At 46.4% G+C, this 21,131-nt stretch carries 21 protein-coding genes; 9 read left to right on the forward strand and 12 right to left on the reverse strand.

The window, feature by feature from the left end:
- Positions 1-117: 117 nt before the first annotated feature.
- The 3 genes from I2I33_RS06660 to I2I33_RS06670 all read right to left on the reverse strand — a co-directional run bounded on the left by I2I33_RS06660 (position 118) and on the right by I2I33_RS06670 (position 2,534).
- Positions 118-975 (reverse strand): GyrI-like domain-containing protein, encoded by an 858-nt coding sequence (locus I2I33_RS06660; RefSeq protein WP_087421848.1) that lies wholly within the window; start codon positions 973-975, stop codon positions 118-120.
- 83 nt (positions 976-1,058) lie between these two features.
- Positions 1,059-1,466 (reverse strand): pyridoxamine 5'-phosphate oxidase family protein, encoded by a 408-nt coding sequence (locus I2I33_RS06665; RefSeq protein ID WP_087421847.1) that lies wholly within the window; start codon positions 1,464-1,466, stop codon positions 1,059-1,061.
- Positions 1,467-1,538: 72 nt separating this feature from the next.
- A complete protein-coding gene (locus tag I2I33_RS06670) occupies positions 1,539-2,534 on the reverse strand; it encodes a helix-turn-helix transcriptional regulator (RefSeq protein WP_229128219.1) in 996 nt (331 codons plus the stop codon).
- 79 nt (positions 2,535-2,613) lie between these two features.
- Between I2I33_RS06670 and I2I33_RS06675 the strand changes: the two genes are divergently transcribed.
- The 6 genes from I2I33_RS06675 to I2I33_RS06700 all read left to right on the forward strand — a co-directional run bounded on the left by I2I33_RS06675 (position 2,614) and on the right by I2I33_RS06700 (position 10,281).
- The gene (locus I2I33_RS06675; RefSeq protein ID WP_087421846.1) at positions 2,614-3,492 is read left to right on the forward strand and encodes a hypothetical protein; all 879 of its coding nucleotides are present in this window, start codon (positions 2,614-2,616) and stop codon (positions 3,490-3,492) included.
- Between the two features lie 137 nt (positions 3,493-3,629).
- Positions 3,630-4,370 carry a murein L,D-transpeptidase family protein gene (locus I2I33_RS06680; RefSeq protein ID WP_087421845.1) on the forward strand — a complete coding sequence of 247 codons (741 nt, stop codon included), beginning with the start codon at positions 3,630-3,632 and terminating at the stop codon, positions 4,368-4,370.
- Positions 4,371-4,430: 60 nt separating this feature from the next.
- On the forward strand, positions 4,431-5,270 hold the full coding sequence (map, locus tag I2I33_RS06685) for a type I methionyl aminopeptidase (RefSeq protein ID WP_087421844.1): 840 nt from the start codon (positions 4,431-4,433) through the stop codon (positions 5,268-5,270).
- 10 nt (positions 5,271-5,280) lie between these two features.
- Positions 5,281-7,224: an AAA domain-containing protein gene (locus tag I2I33_RS06690; RefSeq protein WP_087421843.1), complete on the forward strand. Its 1,944-nt coding sequence runs from the start codon at positions 5,281-5,283 to the stop codon at positions 7,222-7,224.
- An 88-nt stretch (positions 7,225-7,312) separates the two neighbouring features.
- The gene (ppk1, locus tag I2I33_RS06695) at positions 7,313-9,382 is read left to right on the forward strand and encodes a polyphosphate kinase 1 (protein WP_087421842.1); all 2,070 of its coding nucleotides are present in this window, start codon (positions 7,313-7,315) and stop codon (positions 9,380-9,382) included.
- Positions 9,379-10,281: a hypothetical protein gene (locus tag I2I33_RS06700; protein WP_229128220.1), complete on the forward strand. Its 903-nt coding sequence runs from the start codon at positions 9,379-9,381 to the stop codon at positions 10,279-10,281. Before ppk1 ends, I2I33_RS06700 begins: the two co-directional genes overlap by 4 nt.
- Before the next feature lie 70 nt (positions 10,282-10,351).
- Here the strand turns inward: I2I33_RS06700 and fldA are convergent, their stop codons facing one another.
- From fldA to I2I33_RS06710, 3 genes are all read right to left on the reverse strand, one after another.
- The gene (gene fldA, locus I2I33_RS06705) at positions 10,352-10,858 is read right to left on the reverse strand and encodes a flavodoxin FldA (protein WP_027200058.1); all 507 of its coding nucleotides are present in this window, start codon (positions 10,856-10,858) and stop codon (positions 10,352-10,354) included.
- Positions 10,859-10,971: 113 nt separating this feature from the next.
- Positions 10,972-11,475, reverse strand: coding sequence for a hypothetical protein (locus tag I2I33_RS20260; protein ID WP_229128221.1), 504 nt, complete (start codon positions 11,473-11,475; stop codon positions 10,972-10,974).
- Position 11,476: 1 nt separating this feature from the next.
- The gene (locus I2I33_RS06710) at positions 11,477-13,168 is read right to left on the reverse strand and encodes a B12-binding domain-containing radical SAM protein (protein WP_229128222.1); all 1,692 of its coding nucleotides are present in this window, start codon (positions 13,166-13,168) and stop codon (positions 11,477-11,479) included.
- A gap of 117 nt (positions 13,169-13,285) precedes the next feature.
- Between I2I33_RS06710 and I2I33_RS06715 the strand changes: the two genes are divergently transcribed.
- Entirely contained in the window at positions 13,286-13,795 is a 510-nt protein-coding gene (locus tag I2I33_RS06715; protein WP_087421841.1) for a bacterioferritin, read from the forward strand.
- 17 nt (positions 13,796-13,812) lie between these two features.
- Here the strand turns inward: I2I33_RS06715 and I2I33_RS06720 are convergent, their stop codons facing one another.
- The gene (locus I2I33_RS06720; RefSeq protein ID WP_087421840.1) at positions 13,813-15,111 is read right to left on the reverse strand and encodes an NAD(P)/FAD-dependent oxidoreductase; all 1,299 of its coding nucleotides are present in this window, start codon (positions 15,109-15,111) and stop codon (positions 13,813-13,815) included.
- A 297-nt stretch (positions 15,112-15,408) separates the two neighbouring features.
- Positions 15,409-16,869 (reverse strand): OmpP1/FadL family transporter, encoded by a 1,461-nt coding sequence (locus I2I33_RS06725; protein WP_087421839.1) that lies wholly within the window; start codon positions 16,867-16,869, stop codon positions 15,409-15,411.
- Between the two features lie 163 nt (positions 16,870-17,032).
- Between I2I33_RS06725 and I2I33_RS06730 the strand changes: the two genes are divergently transcribed.
- Positions 17,033-17,239 carry an RNA-binding S4 domain-containing protein gene (locus I2I33_RS06730; RefSeq protein ID WP_087421838.1) on the forward strand — a complete coding sequence of 69 codons (207 nt, stop codon included), beginning with the start codon at positions 17,033-17,035 and terminating at the stop codon, positions 17,237-17,239.
- 70 nt (positions 17,240-17,309) lie between these two features.
- On the opposite strand, the gene I2I33_RS06735 is transcribed toward I2I33_RS06730, so the two are convergent.
- The 4 genes from I2I33_RS06735 to I2I33_RS06750 all read right to left on the reverse strand — a co-directional run bounded on the left by I2I33_RS06735 (position 17,310) and on the right by I2I33_RS06750 (position 20,335).
- The gene (locus tag I2I33_RS06735; protein ID WP_087421837.1) at positions 17,310-17,519 is read right to left on the reverse strand and encodes a heavy-metal-associated domain-containing protein; all 210 of its coding nucleotides are present in this window, start codon (positions 17,517-17,519) and stop codon (positions 17,310-17,312) included.
- 17 nt (positions 17,520-17,536) lie between these two features.
- Positions 17,537-17,965: a Fur family transcriptional regulator gene (locus tag I2I33_RS06740; RefSeq protein ID WP_027200034.1), complete on the reverse strand. Its 429-nt coding sequence runs from the start codon at positions 17,963-17,965 to the stop codon at positions 17,537-17,539.
- Between the two features lie 6 nt (positions 17,966-17,971).
- Positions 17,972-19,849 carry a heavy metal translocating P-type ATPase gene (locus tag I2I33_RS06745; RefSeq protein ID WP_087421836.1) on the reverse strand — a complete coding sequence of 626 codons (1,878 nt, stop codon included), beginning with the start codon at positions 19,847-19,849 and terminating at the stop codon, positions 17,972-17,974.
- Between the two features lie 132 nt (positions 19,850-19,981).
- Positions 19,982-20,335 (reverse strand): winged helix-turn-helix transcriptional regulator, encoded by a 354-nt coding sequence (locus I2I33_RS06750; RefSeq protein WP_027200033.1) that lies wholly within the window; start codon positions 20,333-20,335, stop codon positions 19,982-19,984.
- Between the two features lie 165 nt (positions 20,336-20,500).
- On the opposite strand from I2I33_RS06750, the gene I2I33_RS06755 reads away from it, so the two are divergent.
- A complete protein-coding gene (locus I2I33_RS06755) occupies positions 20,501-21,031 on the forward strand; it encodes a DJ-1/PfpI family protein (RefSeq protein WP_087421835.1) in 531 nt (176 codons plus the stop codon).
- Positions 21,032-21,131 lie beyond the last annotated feature (100 nt).

Here is a 21,131-nt window from a genome sequence, read left to right on the forward strand (position 1 = left end):
CCTATCAATAGGAAATCGACTTATCAAGGGTTTGAAAACAACGATAATAGAAAACCCCTCTCCAATTCCCAATAGCCGGGACATAGAGAGGGACATCCTATTTTTTATTCACGTTCGCTATTGTACCGGAATACAAATTTCAGTGATCAAATTTTCCGGTGTAGTATGGTCCGGATGATTCAAGTACTTTTCGAAACCGGGGGTATCTCCCAGCTTATACCCTTTTTCGGGAATCCATTTTGCATAAATCGTATCGTAGACGGCATGAAGGTTTTCATACGGTCCTTGGTAGCGGAAGATCGCATATTTCCCGCCGGGGATTTCTTTTACTCCCACCTCTCCTTTCGGTTTCCCGACACGGGGTAACACGAGGCACACGGACGTGCGCAATTTATCCTGTTCCGTCACTTTCGGATCATCATGGTACACGCAGAGGAACTCCACGTCCGGGGCAAAAAGATTTTCCTCCCGCACGTAATTCCACAGTTTTTGCCATGCGGCACAATAATCCAACTGGTTATATGCACCTGTCAGCCAAACGTAAATCACTTGTTTCGGGGCCAACACCTGTTCTTCAAATTCTAGTTTCAAATCGGGTCTTACTTCTACTGGTTTCATAATCGTGTAATTTTTATTATTACGGTATCCATTCGGCGAAATACCATAGAATTGCTTGAAACTTTTCGACAAAGAAGAAGGCACGTCATACCCGACCCGATAAGCAATGTCCTGCACGGACAAATCGGAATAGCGTAACAAGCGAGCTGCAGTCTCGACACGTACCCGGGTGATGAAAGCCCCGACAGGCTCTCCCAGAAAGGCCCGCACGATCCGGTGGAAATGCCAAGGAGAGAAACCAGACATCTCGGCTAACATCCCGAGATCGATATTCTCATCCAGATGATTGTTGATATATTCCACGATCACGTTGATCCTTTTCAAGTACTCTTCTTTCGTTGTCAATTTCTGTTCCATATTCTTTTGTATTTCGAGACAAAGGTAAGACCCTGAATTGGGAGAGACTTTTCCGATCTTGCTAAATTAGTTTGTAAGGTTCTCTACACCTCCCCCTTCACAAATTGAAAGTCCAGCCAGTAAGTTGCCCGCTTTGCCGTGAATTTCAAAACACAATAAGTCGGGTCGTTCACCCCGCCCGGGAAATGCTCGATAAACCAATCCTGCCACAAGGCTTTCTTTTCCGCCTCGTCGGTAACAATCTCGATGTACCCGGTCAACACGACACTGTTAATCTCCTTCTGGAAACACACTCCCGCTTTAGGATTCACCCGAAAGTGTTCCGTTTTCTCGGAATACGTTCCGGTAGCAAACCAGATAGTAGTTATCCCTTCCGTTTTCACCTTTGACATCGGCACAGGACGGGGAAAACCGTTTTCATCAATAGAAGTCAGTACCACACTTTCGCATTGCTCCAATAATAATTCCGCTTTTCGTTTCAATTCTTCCATATATCCATCTTATTTAATTATAAATACAAAAGTAGAGTTCCGGGAAAAGAATCTTTTGTAAAAAATCGACTTTTATTCCCCCAAATAAGTGATCGGAGTATCTGCCGGCAAGGACGTGAAAACCATCGGCGAACTACCCGATAATTTCTTGAACTCTTTCACCAAGTGAGAAGAATCATAATACCCACAATCGACCGCCACGGAAAAGAGGTTATTCCCGGAAACCTGACGAAGTACATCCATTGCCCGACGAAATTTCACGACCCGGCTATACTCTTTTGGCGTGTAACCCGTGGCATGTTTAAAACGACGTTCAAAATGACGTTGACATATACACACCCGACTCATCAACTCCCGAACAGGCAACAATCCCCCGGCCTGACGGATCACCCCGGTTGTCCACACGATTTGCTTGTCAACCTCTTCGGCATATTTTAACCGGGATATCAGAAAAGTTTCGATCACTTGCAACCTTTCCGCCAGCGTACTTTTCTCCCTTAAAAGAGAGGCGAACTCTTCATGAAAAAGAAATCCCACGTCCCTCAAATGAAGTCTCTGCCCACTCAGCTCCCCTAAAGGCTTTTTCGTGAAAATAGTCAACCCGCAGGGAGTAAATCTGACCCCGATCATGTGTAGTGATCCGGCACAAACCGACAACTCCGAGTAAGTCTTCATCGCTCCCACGAAATAACCGTGTAAAGGATCAACGCCAAACCGATTTTTATCCTCTAGGTTACGCGCATCATCCAAGTTAAAAATGAAATCGGTACAACCATCAGGCAAAATTTTCATCTTCTCGCCCATTTCCGGTGAACCTTTCACCTCCCAATATTTGTCTATATAAGGAGATAACACGGGATGAGGGGGATATTCTTGGTACATGGGTTCAATTATTGGTATCAAGGCAAAGCTACTAAAAAAATCCGGGACGACCATACCATCTCCAACACAGGCATCATTTGGAGAAAAGTCCCTTCCACAGGTAACTTGGGGAGAAATTCCACAACTGGGGCAAAATTTTCCCCAATCGTGGAATTCAGATAAACACACGTACAAACTGTTTTTCAACACGTTATCATTTTACAACACGAATGGCACGGGCATTGCCTTTATTTAGGCATAGAATAAAACATCAAAACAAAAAACTATGAGAACGTTTATTTTTTTAGCAGTCAGTTTGTTTTTCATCGCCTCCCTCGGAAGTTGCGTGGAAAGTTCACAAAAATATAAAGCTTTACAAGCAAAAGCAGATTCTCTACAAGCCGTTAGCAACGGACAAAGTGACGAAATGGATAAACTTTTAGCAGATCTGAATGACATTTCCGCCGGAATGCAATCTATCCGCGAGGCCGAACACATTCTGGCCATCGAATCACAGAGTGACACGAAAAACAGCAAGAGTAAAAGCCAGATTACCGCTTTAAAAAATGACGTGCAAGCGCTTTCTGACGCTATCGCCGGTTACAAAGAAAAAATTGCTAAACTGGAAGGGACTAACAAAAGACAATCCGCTGAATTCAAGAAATTAATTGCCGGATTAAACGAAGAGTTAGCCATCAGAGATCAAAAGATCAACGAAATCAACCAGATTTTAGCAGCCAAAGAAAAGGAACTAGGTATCAAGACTCAACAAATAGCAGAACTTAACCAAAACGTGAGTAATTTACAAGAGGAATCAACTTCCCAAAAGGAAATGATTTCCGGTCAGGACAAATCGCTCAACACGATCCACTACCTATTAGGTTCCAGAAAGGGGCTAAAAGAAGCTAACGTGATCTCAAGACAAGGAATCTTCTGTCCGCCGATCGTTTCTTCTCAAGCGCAAAATGCAAAATTCGTGGATGCCGATATGCGTGAATTGACATCCATCCCGTTAAACTCCAAGAAAGCAAAAATCCTTTCCGTTCACCCAAGCGAATCATACGCATTGGAAACCGGGGATGACGGTATGCAGACTTTGAAGATTAACAACCCGAGCGCATTCTGGAAACAAACGAAGTACTTGGTAGTGATGATCAACGAGTAGCCTTAGATTCACACACTCATATACACACAACACACACAGGTAAGGTGTTCGGGGTCCTCCCGGATGCCTTTTTTCATGCCCGTTTGCTTTTTCCCCTTATTTTACCGTTATTTGTAATAATCTAATTACACGAACCCATGAAAATAGCCTTGCTCACCTTGTTATGTGTTATCGCCAGCAATGAACCGGACTTCGTCAGCCAGCAAAAGAAATATCCCCGGGTACGAAACGCCTACCACGAAAAAGAGGCATTACTGACCCGAAGGTTAAAAGAACACAACCTTTCGTTGGACAACCTGAATATTCTTATCATGGCGTATAAAACAGAATGTGTCATGGACATCTATGCCAAGAAACGGGAAGACAAGGTGTATAAAAAGATTACAACGTATAAGATATGTGCCCGTTCCGGATCTCTCGGCCCCAAACGTCGTCAAGGAGACTTACAAATCCCGGAAGGCTTCTACCATATCAACCACTTTAATCCCACGAGTAACTATCATCTCTCTTTGATGATCAATTACCCGAACCATTCAGATAAGCTGAAAAGCAAAGCCTCCCATCTCGGGGGTAATATCTGTATTCATGGAAATTGCGTCACGGTGGGTTGTCTTCCCATGACAGACGATAAGATCAAGGAAATATACATCTATGCCATACAAGCCCGTCAATCCGGCCAGGAAAAGATACCCGTGTATATCTTTCCCTTTAAATTCTCGGACGAAAAGAATAAAAATTACAGCGAAACCTATCGTGCCTATCCAAACATATTAGATTTTTGGAAAAATCTCGAAACAGGGTATAATCTATTTATCAAGGATTTAAAGGAGTTAAACATCTCCGTGGACAAGCTCGGTAACTATCAATTTTCCAAATAACGGAATAACCTGTCTCTAAAAACACTACCTTAGTGCCTTATTACAAAAGGAGACAGCAATATGCTATTCAATAAAAACGAAAACAAACCGGTATCCTCCATCGAGGAAAAAATCAAACTCTATCGTCGTCAGGGTCACATTGTTCCCCCCCGAAAGATTATCAAGAATGCGGAACAAATTGAAGGCATCCGCGAAAGTGCAAAAATCAACACGGCCGTGTTGGATCACGTGGCGGCTAACATCCGGGAAGGAATGTCAACCGAGGATATAAACACGCTGGTATACGATTTCACCGTGGCACACGGGGCTATCCCCGCACCGTTGAATTACGAGGGTTTTCCAAAAAGTGTATGTACTTCCATTAACGAAGAAGTATGTCACGGAATACCGGACAAGAATATTATTTTAAGAAGTGGTGACATTATCAATGTTGACGTTTCCACTATATACAATGGTTACTTTTCAGATGCATCCCGTATGTTCATGATCGGGGAAGTCGCGGAAGATCGTCAAAAACTGGTACGTGTCACGAAAGAATGTTTGGAAAAAGGCATTGAGGCCGCACAACCCTGGCGTTTTCTCGGAGACGTGGGCGCCGTGATCCAGGAATATGCTGAAAGTAACGGGTACTCGGTTGTCCGGGAATTCTGCGGACACGGGGTCGGCTTAAAATTCCACGAGATTCCGGAAGTGGAACACGTGGGAAGACGGGGTACGGGAATGCTGCTCGTTCCGGGTATGATCTTCACGATCGAACCGATGATTAACATGGGAGAACGGGATATATTCATCGATGAAGATAATGATTGGACGGTTATTACCGAAGACGAACAACCTTCCGCTCAATGGGAAAACACCATATTAATCACGGAAACCGGGAACGAAATATTAACCTGGTAACCCGTTTAACATGGCTTGCGAACAAATACCTTCCCCCCTGGTTGATCTCCTGCGGCAATACAAACTGTTGCAAGAGGAATTCGAGTTTGAAAAAGAGACATTCTACCAACAAACACAACGTGCAGGAATCCCTAAACGGATTCAGCAAGGTGTTTGCTGGTATCCTGTGTCAGCGAATAAAAGTTACTACAACTCGTTAAACCAACTCATCATCGAGATCAAACGGGATGAGAATGACGACACGGATCATAATTTCGAATACGGTCGTCCGGTTTGTTTTTTTCGTTTTAACCAAACGGGGGATTTGCGTTATTTCAGTTTCGCAGCAACCATCAGTTACGTTCATGAAAATACGATGCTCGTCGTGTTACCCAACTCCAACAGCCTTTTGGATATTCAAGGATGCCCGGATCTGGGCGTACAACTCTACTTTGACGGGACCTCCTATAAAACCATGTTTTCCGCCCTAACGGAAGTCATGGAGGCCAAGAATAACCGCCTTGCCCGCTTACGGGAAGTCATACTGGGAAACGAGATGATGGAACAACGAAAACTTCAACCAATTCACTTGATGTGGCTGAACCATTCACAGGAACAAGCGGTAAACCGGGTACTGGCAGCCAAAGAGGTTGCAGTTGTTCACGGCCCTCCCGGAACCGGAAAAACAACCACGCTCGTCGAGGCCGTCTACGAAACTCTGCGACGGGAGAATCAAGTAATGGTCTGCGCCCAAAGCAATACAGCCGTGGACTGGATCGCCGAAAAGTTACTGGACCGGGGAGTCAATGTACTACGAATCGGGAACCCCACACGGGTAAACGACAAGATGCTGTCATTCACGTACGAACGCAAATTCGAATCCCATCCTGCCTACCCCACGTTACGAGCCGCGAGAGCATCCATCCGGGAACTCTCCGGACGCCTGAAACGCTTGAAAGGAGCCAAACGGGAATCTGCCCGCCGGATGCTGCATGATTTACGGGACCAAGCCATCAAATTGGAAATCAAGATTGATGCCCAACTCTTCGGGGAGGCCCGCGTGATTGCCTGTACGCTAGTCGGTTCCGCCAATAAACAATTAAACGGGAAAATGTTCTCCACTTTGTTTATCGACGAGGCTGCACAAGCCTTAGAGGCTGCTTGCTGGATTGCCATATCCAAGGCCTACCGGGTAATACTTGCCGGGGACCACTGCCAGTTACCTCCCACCATCAAATGTTACGAAGCTGCAAAAGGTGGGTTGGATCGTACGCTACTCCAAAAGATTATCCAGCGTAAACCCGAAACTGTTTCCATGCTCGAAACACAGTACCGGATGCACGAAGACATCATGTACTTTCCCTCGAAATGGTTCTACAAAGGCCGTTTGCAGGCATCTCCGGAAGTACGCCACCGTAATATTCTCGAATACGACACTCCCATCGAATGGTTCGACACGGCCCTCTGCGAGTTCTCGGAAGATTGTGTTAACGAAACGTATGGACGAATCAACAAGCCTGAAGCCGAATTGTTGGTAAAACAATTACAGGAATATATCGAGAAAATCGGTATTGAACGAGTGCTGGATGAAAGAATCGATTTCGGGTTGATATCCCCTTATCGGGTGCAAGTACAATATATCCGGCAAATCATCAAACGGAACCGCTTCTTTATCCCCTTGCGGAAACTCATCACGATTCATACCGTGGACGGGTTCCAAGGCCAAGAACGGGATGTTATCCTAATCAGTCTCGTACGGGCCAATAGCGAGGGAAACATCGGATTCCTAAATGACCTGCGCCGCATGAACGTGGCCATCACCCGAGCCCGCATGAAACTCATTATTCTGGGAGACACCACCACGCTCACCTCCCATCTGTTTTACAAGGCCTTGTACGAATATATCCGGGAGAAAGGAAAGATCATCGAAATTCAACCGGAAACACCCGACACGGCCCGATCCAAACAAAAGTAACTTCATTGCAACATTATTTTCATTCAAATGTAACAATTCTGCACCTACTTTGTCCTCGTAAAAAACAGAATGTTATACCAGATGAAGTATGTTATACAATAGAGAATTAAGTTGGCTTTCGTTTAACGAACGCGTGATGCAGGAAGCCCAGGATAAGAGCGTCCCGCTTATACAACGCCTCCGTTTCCTCGGAATCTATTCCAACAATCAAGATGAATTTTTCAAGGTGAGAGTTGCCAACCTGGAACGGCTGGACAAGAAAAAGAAAGAAAAGGATAAAAAACTCTCCGGAAACCTAACCTCGCTGGAACTACAACGCAAAGTGTCGGAAAAAGTCTGTGAATCCCAAAAAGAATTCGAGAACACCTACACGCAAATCCTGGACGAAATGGTCAGCCACCACATCTACGTGGTTCATGAAAATGCTCTGGATGAAAACGAAAAACAATTCTGCAGACAATACTTCTCGGAGAAAATCAGTCCGTTACTCGTTCCGCTGATGTTGAGAAAAAGCGTCCGGCTCCCCTACCTGCAAGACGAGCGCATCTATCATGCCGTTAAAATGGTCAACAAGAATTCTACGAAGAACAACCGATACGCTATCATCGAAATACCACACAACAGCCTCTCACCCCGGTTCATCGTACTGCCTTCCCCCAACGACAATACCCGGATCATCTTCATTGATGACATCATCCGTCTTTGTCTGGATGATATATTTTTCATGTTCTCGTACGACGAGATCTCGGCCTACACCTTCAAATTCATGCGGGATGCAGAGCTGACACTAGATGACGACGTATCGAAAAGCCTTGTTGAAAAAATGGAACAAGGATTGAATAAAAGACTTTATGGCCGTCCCGTTCGTCTCGTCTACGACGAGGCGATGCCCGGAGATCTGCTCAACATCCTCACCGACAAGTTAGGACTAAGTAAAAGTGGGAATCTTACCCCCGGCGGACGCTATCATCTGATGCGAGATCTGATGAAATTTCCTAAAATTAATCCGGAATTAGAATACGAAGAGGTTTCCCCGTTACGCCATCCAGCCTTTAAACCTTTTTCCAGCGTGATCGACGTGATCCGGAAACAGGACATTTTGTTAAATTATCCCTATCACACGTTCAACCATTTCATCGACTTTATGCGGGAAGCCGCCATGGACCCGCACACGGATTCAATTTACATCACACTATACCGCACGGCCGAAAGGTCAAAAATCATCAACACGCTAATCAATGCCGCCAAGAACGGGAAAAAGGTCGTCGTGTTACTGGAATTACTGGCCCGATTCGACGAGGCCAGAAATATCGACAATGCCGAGGCATTAAGACAAGCCGGGGTAAAAGTAATTTACGGGATACCGGGATTGAAAGTCCATTGCAAACTCGCCTTGGTCAAACGGCGGGAAGGCTCTCAATTAAAGGGATATGTACACGTGGGAACCGGAAATTTCAACGAGGACACCGCCAAAATATACAGTGATTTCAGCCTGTTCACTGCCAACCGGACCGTGGCGGAAGATGCGGAACGTGTCTTCGAGTTCTTGCAAAATAATTACAAACAACTCGATACGGACCTGCTACTGGTCTCCCCCTACAACATGCGGGAACGTTTCGAATCCTTGATCGACAACGAAATCAAAAATGCTAAAGACGGGAAAAAGGCTTACATTTACGTAAAATGTAACAGCCTCACGGACGAACGGATGATCGGACTACTCTACAAGGCCAGTAAAGCCGGGGTACGTGTACGCTTAATCGTGCGGGGAGCCTGTTGCTTGATGCCCGAAGTAAAAGGCCTAAGCGACAACATCAGAGCCATCAGTATCGTGGATAAATACCTGGAACACGCCCGCCTGATCTTGTTTTACAACGGGGGAAAAGAAAAGGCGTTTATTCTCAGCGCAGACTGGATGACCCGCAATCTGAGCCGCAGAGTGGAAGTCGGTATCCCGATTCAAGATAAAACCATACTGAACACGCTAAAGAATACTTTTTCCATCCAGTGGAAAGACAAGGTAAAAGCCCGGAACCTGAATTTAGAGGTTATAAATCAGCGGGTGTCACCTTCCTCACCGGATGAAACAGACCTGCAAACTCGCTCACAAGTGGCACTATACAATTTTTACGCATCACAAAACGAAACACAAAAATGACCATAAACACGAAAACACTAGCCGCTATCGATATCGGCACGAATGCAATCCGACTTTTCATATCCAACGTGGAAGAATACCCCACGGAAACCCTGTTCAAAAAAATAGCCTTTCTGCGAGTACCCATCCGGTTAGGAGAAGACGTATTCACAACAGGAGAAATAGGACAACAGAAAGGGAAACGCCTATGCGAAACCATGCAGGGATTCTCGTATATCATGTCTGCATTCAACGTGGAAAGCTACAAGGCATACGCGACCTGTGCCATACGAGAGGCGCGAAACGGTAAATCCGTGGCCGAACAGATACAAAAAGAGTGTGACCTGAACATTGAAATCATCAGCGGGACCAAAGAGGCAGAAACCATTTTCGCCGGGGGCATGAACGAGGTGGTGGATGATGACAAAACCTACTTGTACGTGGATGTCGGTGGCGGTAGCACCGAAGTAATTGTTTATAGTAAATCCGTCAAGGTCGAGGCTTGTTCTTTTCCGCTGGGAACCGTGCGTATGTTAAATGACGCCGTGGACAAAGAGGAGATGAAACACTTCAAAAAATGGTTGAAAAACATCACGGAAAAATATACCCCGGATGCCATTATCGGGTCGGGCGGAAATATCAACAAGATTCATAAATTACTGAATAAAAAGGAACGGGAACGAATCACATACCAGGAACTGGATATTCTTTACGAATACATGAAATCCTTCAACCTCGAAGAACGGGAACGGATCATGAAACTGAACACCTACCGGGCCGACGTGATCATACCCGCCATGAAAATATTCCTCACCGTGGGAAAAATATGCAAGATAAATGAAATCATCGTCCCCAAACTCGGATTATCAGACGGGATCATCCGGTTGCTATACGAGGAGGAAAGGAGAGGGAGAGTATAGACTTTACAAGCAGAAAGCGTGTTAAAATGCCTTTTAACACGCTTTCTTAAATCAAAAACAACAACTAGACTCAACAGATCACTTGCTTTAAACCACTAATCCAAGCATCTATTCTCTTATCAGTCTGGTCAGATTCATTGGATTCATCCAAAGGAAGCCCCACGAACTGACCATCCACACAAGCCTCGGAAGAGTCGTAACTATACCCGTCGGTATCCACCGAACCGGCAAATTGACATCCACTTCCTTGTAGCTCGTTATAAATTATTCCGATAGCATCGCAGAATGACCCGCCAAAAGAGGCAGAATCCCCGCACCCGAAGATTGCCACGGTCTTACCCGACAAATTCTTCGCTTTCAGCTTATCCAAGAAATCGTTCCAATCATCCTGCAACTCTCCGATTCCCCATGTAGAACTACCCAGTAACAAAACATCGTACTTGTCGACCTCGTCCACTTTTGTAGTTCCCACGTTATGTATATCTTCACTTGCAACACCCAAACGAGCCGCAATCGTTTCAGCTACTCCTTCGGTTGCTCCCGTCGTGGAGCCATAAAATATTCCAACTTTCTTCATCTCGATGTATTATTTTATTTTGTACATGACAAAGATAGCGCACCCGACAATACCGGTAAATCCCTATATATGATTAAATTTAACCCCGCCAACCCCTATTCATGGGGATGTGGTTAAAGCAGTAACAAACCATGATCCCGGATCGCCTGCATCTCTTTACTATACCAGAAAGGCAGGAAGTCATCGTTAAACAGGATCTCGTAATTCCGACTAAAGTCTTCCAGCAGATAAGGATTCACAGCATCCACTCCCACCTGCATCAGCGACTCGTGGATAAAATGAGCCCAGTCACCCCTCATTTTGATCGCCATCTCCCGGTTATTCGTATGTAGCAATAGCACGATCGAATATTTCCCTTTTTTCACGCTCTCCGGCCCCAACTCCACCCGACCTCCTAACCAGTATAGGCGCCGGGAATGTAATTTTTCCACGGGTTCCTGTTCTTCCGCCATATGTGCGACAAAGCGAGGCGGAATCGTGGTTGCCGGAATTTTGCAGTCAAACCATTTTTGTAAAGGCAAATCAAACCCCACTCCCCGCATATAATTATATAGTGAACGACTTAATCCACCCCCCAGTTCGTCATGATCACCTCCTTGTAAATCCTCGAACGCCACGTCATTCCGGGCAAAGCCCCCCGAAAGGCGGTTCAGTTACCCGGGTTCCAAATCGTTCGGGACACAAACCTACCGGACTATGCGCAGTCATGGCAAAACGATGCCAAAAACCGGAATGGATATATCCCAACTCGAATAACTGGCGTACCACTTCTAGCGAATCGACAGTTTCCTGTGTTGTCTCCGTCGGGAAACCATACATCAAGTAAGCGTGAACCATGATTCCCGTCCCCGTGAAATGATTGGCCGAACGGGTCAGTTGCTCCAGAGTGACCCCTTTATTGATCAAGCCCAACACCCGGTCAGACGCTACCTCTACCCCGCCCGACACGGCAATACAGCCGGATGCCTTCAACAAACGGCACAAATCCCATGTATAAGCCCGTTCAAAACGGACATTTCCCCACCAGACAACCGTCAGTCTTCGGCGCAATATTTCCAGTGCCAGCTCTTTCAATAAAGCGGGAGGTGCAGCCTCGTCAACAAAATGGAAACCACCTTCCCCCGTCTGTGCCATCACTTGTTCCATACGGTCAACAAGCGTTTTCACCTCATTCGGTTCATAGCGCCGGATATAGTCCAAACTCCCGTCACAAAAACTACACTTTCCCCAATAACACCCGTGAGCCAGAGTCAGTTTATTCCATCGCCCGTCACTCCACAATTTATGCATCGGATTTACGATCTCGATCACCGAAACATACCTATCCAATAACAAGCCGGAATAATCGGGCACGCCGACTTCCTTCTGCGGGATAATCACGGTCGATTCATCATTCAAAAACTCGACCTTCCCGTCTCGTAAACAAAATGTGCGTACCAAATCGGAATCCCCGATCTGTCCCGTCACGTGTTCAAGCAAACGCCATAACGGTAACTCGCCGTCATCCAACAGCAAGTAGTCGGTAAAGCGGAAGAAACGCACATCTGTCAACGACCGCAATTCCGTGTTGGCAAATCCCCCACCCATCACCACCGTGACTTCCGGGTAATTAACCTTGATCCACTCCCCACAACGCAAAGCACTATAAAGATTCCCGGGGAACGGGACAGTGATAGCCACCACCTCCGGACGATACTCTTTCAACCGGCCCGCAAGTAGCCGTATCAGGTAATGATCCGTGAAAGTCAAGGGCTTTGCCAGCTCCGCGTTCAACTCATCAAAAGAAGAGGCCGAACGCCCCAGATGCTCCGCGTAGCGACTAAACCCGAAATGCTCATCCACCGTCTCTTGCAAGAAATCGGACAAATCTTCTAAGTACAAGGTAGAAAGGTAACGAGCTTTATCCTCCAACCCCATCACCCCGAAGGCCCATTCCGTATCTTCCTCCTGTTCGAAACGACTTGCCCGGGGTAGGAAATAGGATTCGCAAATCGAGTAAGCCAGCGTCCGGTTCCTTCCTTGCAGGAAAGCCATGACCGCGTCAATTGTGCGCTCATACTCCTCTTGCAAAGCAAAAATACGCCGGGCGTTATCCGACAAACGGATTTCCCGGGCTGCCACCTGTTGAAAAAGCTCATGCAGCCCCCGGGATGAAAATATTTCCAGAATCACTTCCAAGCTCAAATCAACCTGCACGGAATCAACTCCTTTCGTGTTCAAAAAACCTTTCAAATACATCATCGCCGGGTAAGGTGTATTCAACTGCGTAAACGGTGGTGTCACCAGCAACACCTTAGGGGAAACATTCATTATCTTGAATTTATGATTAAACAAATGTACACTTTTTTAATTCCAAGACAAAATTTAGGATATGCCACTTTTATTTCTTAATTTAGCGAATCGTAAAACTACTAACATTTAGCTATTATGAGTAGAAAGGAAAAAAGCATTGAATTATTAAACAAAGCAGTTGCTGACGAATTGCTTGCCGTACACCAGTACATGTATTTTCATTTCCGTTGTGACGATATGGGTTACGACCTGTTGTCCGGGTTATTCAAACGTACCGCCATCCAAGAGATGATGCACGTGGAACAGCTTTCAGAACGTATCTTGTTCTTGAAAGGAGAAGTGGAAATGAAAACATCCGGGGATGTTCAGAAAATCCACGAACCGAAAGAAATGCTGGAATTGGCCACGGCCATGGAAGAAGGTAGTGTAAACGACTATAACGCTTGGGCTCAAGAATGTGCTGCCAATGCGGATGCCGTATCCAAGAAACTATTCGAAACGCTTGTTGCCGAAGAAGAAATTCACCAAGATCAGTATGAAACAGAACTGGACAACTTGGAGAAATTCGGAGCCAATTACTTGGCCCTGCAATCTGTTGAACGCAGTAAAAGCGTAGCCGTGGGAACCGCTCCCGCGGGAGAATAAATGATTAAGAAAGCGACTCAGAACGGGTCGCTTTTTTTCACCTCGGGCTTTATCAACAACCGCAATGACTGGTCGTACGTCACGTAACTCCACATCCAGTTGATAAATATAAACAATCGGTTTTTCACCCCCACGATACTCATCAAGTGAATCAACAGCCACAATAACCAGGCAAAAAATCCACTGAAACGAATACCGGAAATCTCTGCCACGGCGTCATTCCTCCCGATCGTGGCCATAGACCCCTTGTTCATGTATTTAAAAGGACGCAAGGGTTTCCCCTTGATCACGTGTCGTAAATTCTTCGCCAATAAACTAGCCTGCTGTATGGAAGGCTGCACGACCTGCGGGTGACCGTTCGGGTAGTTCTCCGCCACCATCAAGGCGGTATCCCCCAACGCGAATATATCCGCCATCCCCTGTACCCGGTTGAACTCGTCCACGAGAAGACGATTTCCCCGACCGTAGACATCTTGAGGTAACCCTTCCAAACTGTTCGCCTTCACCCCAGCCACCCAGAACACGTTGTTCGTAACAACCTGTTCACCATCCACGAACGTCAATTTCTTTCCGTCATACTCTTTCACGAGCTTTTTCAACAGTACCTCTACCTTCATATTCTTCAAATTCCGAATAACGTCCTCCGAGGATTTCCCCGAAAAAGCGTTCAGCAACCGTTCTCCCCCGTCTACCAGGAGAATCCGCATTTCATTCCAATCCAGCTCCGGGTAATCCTTCGGCAACACGAACTTCCTCATCTCCGCTAAAGCACCTGCCAACTCGATTCCCGTGGCCCCACCTCCCACAATCACAAACGTCAGCCAATGCCTTCGTTCTTCCGCATCCGACGTGTTCAACGCCCGCTCGAAGCTCTCGATCATTCGGTTCCGGTTAAACAAGGCATCCGACGTCGTTTTCAACTGCATTGTCCGTTGTGCCAACGTCTGATCCCCGAAATAGTTCGTTCCTGCCCCTGTGGCAATCACCAAATAATCATAAGAAACATCCCCGATGGAAGTCTCCAAACGGTTCTCCTGCGGGATCACCCTCTCTGCCGTGCATATCCGCACATGAAAATCATGTCGTCTCTTGAAAATCTTTCGGAAAGGAAAAGAGATCGCACTCGGCTCAATTCCCGATGTTGCCACCTGATACAGCAAAGGCTGGAAAAGGTGATAATTATTTCGATCTAATAATATAACTTGAAAATCCCGGTCATTCAACCGACGAGCCAATTTCAACCCTCCAAAACCACCCCCCACAATAACAACTCGTTTTTTAGTTCCTTTACTAGGAATATTGCTCATTGCTTCCATACACGTAATAACTTTTATCTTCAGTTATACGTGATATTTCATTGAATCGTTCCGTTCCCGGTTAAAAATAAAAGTTTATAAAGTCGATAAGGTTTATAAACAAAGTGGCTGTCCCAAAAGTTATTTTTCAAACTCCCTCCCCCCTTCGGGGTACTCCCTCTATAAACAGAGGGAGAGTTGAAATACTCCCTGTCTTTAAGAAGTGTCACCAGCTCCTCCTCTGTTTATAGAGGAGGTGGCACGAAGTGACGGAGGAGTTTTTTGAAATAAAATTGACTTTTTAGACAGCCCCTTATATTAGAACCGATAAGAAATACCTATTGATGGAGAAAATGCCGTGGATTTATATTTCCCCTCGAACATTTCATCCGCTCCCGTGACCACGTTCTTGTACGGGTACTTTCCGTGTTGGCTGAACCCTTGAATGTAAAGGAAAGCCACGTCAAATTGCAATCCCTTGTAAGGCTCGAAAGTCAATCCGGCAGAAAGCCCTAATTTGTCCATTCCCGGAGTTTCCGGGTTGTACAACTTCTTACGAATCGGGCTTTGGTCATAATATACTCCGGCACGTAACACCAAACGATCGGTTGTCTTGTAGCTTGCCCCGATACGGTAAGTCATTGAATTTTTATAATCTTTCTCCGCTTTAATCGGTGCGATTCCCAATTCCGCCTCGTTAAAATACACGTTCAAAGAATCGTAAGCATTCCATCCCACGTATTGTAAATCCAGTGCCAATTCCCAACGATCAGTGGGACGATAGCTCACTCCCAACGTCGTGTTGGAAGGTAAAGGCAATTCTGCATGGAAAGTACCCTCATCATACTTCGGGATAGAGATATTCGGGATCGTCACTCCCGGTAACTGATTCAACATCGGACCGTATTTAGCAAGCAAATCTTCCATATTGGCAAACAAATCTTCAATACGACGGTTGGCATAATTTAACGATGCCTCCCCTTCTTTTACCCGCATTTTGATCTTGGAACGATAAGACAAACCGACAGTCACTTTATCACAAATATCGTACATGATTCCCACGTTAAAACCCACTCTCATGTGTGCATTTCCTTCCAAACGAGCATAAGCCGGTGGAACCTCCGTCCCTTTCATCAATGCAACCATCTCCTGCATTGCCTGTTTATCCGCATCCGGAATTATATTCGAGGGAACACCTGCCAACAATGGTAATAAACTTTCAAACTTCGTTCCTATCCCCTGCAAATCGCTCGCCCCCATCAATGCCCTAGAAAGATTCACGTTTCCCCAAGCCAGTTGCAAACCGACACCGATACTCAAACGATCCGTGATCTTATAAGAAAGCGTTGGTTGAATCACGTATGATTTCAGGCTAATATCCTGAATCAACCCTGCCCCGGCCCAGTTCTTCGGCCACTTCAAGGAGTTCCCGTAAGGAGTGGTCAGGCTGATTCCGGCAGCCAAATTATCGTAAATCTTGAACCCGGCGTAAGCGTATAGCGGCGTTCCTACCGGGTTATCCGTCTTGGCCGAATACCCGTCGTAACTATATTTAGCCTTGGCCATGATAGCTGATATACCTAGTGAAAAATCCATATTGGTACGCAAAAACACCAGCCCTGCCGGGTTAAAATGCATACTCTCCGCACCCAATTTCATCCCGGTCCCCACGTGTCCCATTCCGGTCTGTTTCGTGCTTAACAAATTGACTTGGTATCCTTCGGCAAAAACCGTCATGCTCAAAATAGAAGCCAATACTACAATGACTAATCTCTTCATAGAATCTTTTTTACATTATTACTTAACGATCAAATCATTAAAACAATCTAATCATTATTTTCTAAATTTTAAGGCGCAAAAATAACATTCAACTCCTTAAGTTGTTTCTACTTTACGGTATGCAACAAAAATTGGTTACCTTTGCGTCCAAAATACAGACACCATGATCACGTTTGAAATAGACACCGAATACATTGAATTAATCAAGCTGCTAAAGGCCACCCGCATCGCTGACAGCGGTGCCATGGCCAAGATTCTCGTGGAAAATGGAGAGGTTACCCGCAATGGAGAACTCGAATTCCGCAAACGGGCTAAAATCACCAAAGGAGAAATCATCACCGTTTTTGGACAAAGCGTGCAGGTAGTATAAGTGTTTTTGAAAACCCCGCCCTCCTTATTTGTTAATAAAAATGGCGGAGTAATTTTATCAACACAAAATTTTATCCCAATTTCTCAGCCTTAAACCCGGCCTCTTTTACCAGCTCGATTACCCGGTCATCTGACAAATCGGAAGTAATCGTCAACACCCGGTCGGGAGTGGAGAGATCGATATTCCATTGGTCACGAGCGACTACTTTATCCAGCGTTTCACCGATCTTGGCAACGCATCCGCCACATTTGGCGGTGGTTTTGAATTTACTTGTTTTCATATCCTTCTTGTTTTTAATTACGATTCCACCCGTGAAGAACATTCGGCACATAACCCCTTCAACACGTAGTTTATACTTTCTAACGTAAAATCGCCGGGCAAGGCCACCGTGGGCACGTGAATTTTTCTTAAACAAAAGGTCTTGTGGCAATTCCGGCAATAGAAATGAGCGTGAAGATCATCGATAGAACAGGTACATTCATTACTGCATACCGAATATTTCAACGAACCGGAACCGTCATCAATCACGTGAATCAAGTGATGATCCAAAAACAGATTAATCGTCCGGAATATCGTCGATTTATCCACGGTATCCAATTCCGTCTCTAGGTCCAGTAGGCTAAACGCCCGGGTAAAGCGGGTCATCGCCTTCAGAATCAACAGCCGCATGGCCGTCGGCTTGATCTCCCGCTTTTCCAGTTTTTCCAAATATACCTTCTCGTCCATAACACTCTATCTTGCTCGTTTCTGTATTCTTATCGCATTCAAAATTGCCAACAAGGCTACCCCGACATCGGCAAACACGGCCTCCCACATGGTGGCGAGTCCCCCGGCTCCCAGTACCAACACGATCAGTTTTACCCCGAAAGCCAGCGTGATGTTCTGCCAGATGATCCGGCGGGTCTCCTTCCCGATCCGGATCGCCATGGCCAACCGACCGGGCTGATCCGTCTGGAGAACCACATCCGCGATCTCAATCGCAGCGTCACTTCCCAAGCCCCCCATGGCAACTCCCACGTCGCTCAGGGCAAGTACCGGGGCATCATTAATCCCGTCACCCACGAAAGCAACACGCCTTCCCGGATCGCTCTTCAATGCCTCCACGTGCGCCACCTTGTCCTCGGGCAACAAATCCCCGTAGGCCTCGTCCACGCCTAAATACCCTGCTAATTTAGAAACAATTGTTTGTTTATCTCCCGATAATATCTGAATATTATCAATATTTAATTTTTTTAATGCTGCAACGGCTTCTTTAGCATCTTCTTTCACGGTGTCCGCCAGCAACAAGTGACCGACGTACTCGCCATTTACCGCACACACGACAAGCGTTTCGGGAACCCCGGTCAGCTCGGACGGGAACGAGATCCCGTACTTCTCCAACAAACGAGTATTTCCCACCAGTACCTCCTGCCCGTCAACGAGTGTCATCAAACCGTAGCCTGCCAGCTCGGAGACCTCCACGTCACGCCGGATGGAGATTTGCCGGGATTTAGCATACTGCCCGACCGCCTTGGCTATCGGGTGATTGCTCCGGCTCTCGACAGAGGCAATTGTTCGCACAACCTCCTCTTCGGTAAAACCCTCCCGGACGTGTACTTGCTGCACCTCGAACACTCCCTTCGTCAATGTCCCGGTCTTATCGAATACAACCGTGTTAATCTTCGTGATTGCATCCAAGTAGTTTCCCCCTTTAAAGAGAATTCCCTGCCGAGATGCCGCCCCGATTCCCCCGAAATACCCCAGCGGGATACTGACCACCAGCGCACACGGGCAGGATATTACCAGAAACACAAGCGCCCGGTACAACCAATCATTCAGCACGAAAGAGAAGTCCGGTTGTACCCACGACACGATCCAAGGAACCAGCACGATCAACACGGCCAACCCCGTGACCACGGGCGTGTAGATCCGGGCAAACTTCCGGATAAAAAGTTCCGCGGGAGCTTTACGCTCGGAGGCGTTCTGTACCATTTCCAGAATCCGGGCCAAAGCACTCTGATCATAGGGTTTCGTCACCTTCACCCGCACAACCCGGTCGGTCACGATCATCCCCGCCAGCACATCCTCTCCCGTGCGGATGTTCCGAGGCACGCTCTCCCCAGTCAAAGCCGCCGTGTTAAAAGCCGCCACGTCACCCAGCATGATCCCGTCCAAGGGTACCCGTTCCCCCACCTTGATCTCGATGATCTCCCCGACACGAACTTGTTCCGGTTTCTCGATCTTTTCTTGCCCGTCACGAATAACCGTCGCCTGCTCCGGACGTACATCAAGTAAAGCCCGGATATTCGAACGGGCCCGGCTCACCGCACTATCTTGGAATTTCTCACCGATGGAATAAAATAACATCACGGCCACGCCTTCCGGGTACTCCCCGATATAAAAGGCCCCGATGGCTGCCAGTGACATCAACATGAATTCGTTAAAGTATACCTTTTCCCGCAAGCACTCCACGGCCTCTTTCAACACGGGAAACCCTACCGGAATAAAAGCGACCAAATACCATACAAATCGCACGATTTCCGCCTGAAACCAAGCAACATTCCCCCAAGATAAACCGATTCCGCAAACCAGCAACCCGAAGGAAATCAATTCTGCACTATATTTTTTCATCATTCTACTGTTTTAATTTTCCGTAAAATTACGATTCATTTCGTGCAACTAAATTGCAAAAAACAGAACGCACATGAACATGATCCCAGATCATCCCACATGCGTTCCTCCGAGCTGACACTCCATAGTTGATTATTTGGCCATCACTTCCCGATGTTTCATGATTTCACTCATGTGTTCCAATGCCCAATCCACCAGCATCTGCACCCGCGGCATCAAGCTTTCACCCAGCTCCGTGAGCCGATATTCCACCCGCGGCGGCACCTCGGCATATACCTTTCTCGAAATTAACCCGTCGGCCTCCAACGTCCGCAAGGTGACCGTCAGCATACGCTGGGATATGTCGGCAATCGCTTTATGAACATCACAGAATCGCATGGTTCCGTTCGCATTCAACGTCACGAGGACGAGCATTGACCATTTGTCACCCAAGCGACTCAAAACATCACGAATGGGACAATTATCGTTCGTGTAAAAATTTTCCATTTTTTTCTTCCCTATATATGGTTTAGTATCAACAATAGTTATCTCCGTGTAACTATCTTATCTATAAGTTCGTTCTTGTTTATGCAAATCAAATAGCTTACATTTGCTAAACAAAAGTAATAAACTTACTTTAAAGAACTATTGTTTAACTAAAAAAATTTACCCATGGCAAAAAAAGTAGCCGTATTGGCAGTTAACCCGGTAAACGGGTTCGGTTTGTTCCAGTATCTGGAAACATTTTTCGAAAATGGCATTTCCTATAAAGTATTTGCAGTGGCAGAAACGAAAGAAATCAAGACGAATTCCGGCATTGCCCTCGTGGCAGATGACGTGATTGCTCACTTGAAAGGACACGAGGACGAGTTCGACGCTCTTGTATTCGGCTGTGGTGACGCTGTACCTAAATTCGGGGAAAACGCCGGAAAGCCTTACAACCAAGATATGTTGGCCGTGATCAAAGCTTTCGGGGAGAAGGGTAAAATCATGATCGGCCACTGCGCCGCTGCCATGATGTTCGACTCCGTGGGCATCGCCACCGGAAAGAAAGTAGCCGTTCATCCTCTTGCCAAACCGGCCATCCAACATGCAAAAGCCTCCGACGAGAAATCCGAGATCGACGGCAATTTCTACACCGCTCAAACGGAAAACACGATCTGGACCATGATGCCGGAAGTGATTGCGGCGCTGAAGGAATAAAAAGTTTATAAGGTTTATAAAGTCCATAAGGTCTATGGACCCTGCGGGCGCTTTGTCTATGGCAGCTTAAGCTGCCATTAAACTTGTCCAAAGGACACCC

It is taken from the genome of Butyricimonas sp. BSD2780061689_150309_C8 (assembly GCF_015560935.1).
In the GTDB taxonomy this organism is placed as follows: Bacteria; Bacteroidota; Bacteroidia; order Bacteroidales; family Marinifilaceae; genus Butyricimonas; species Butyricimonas paravirosa.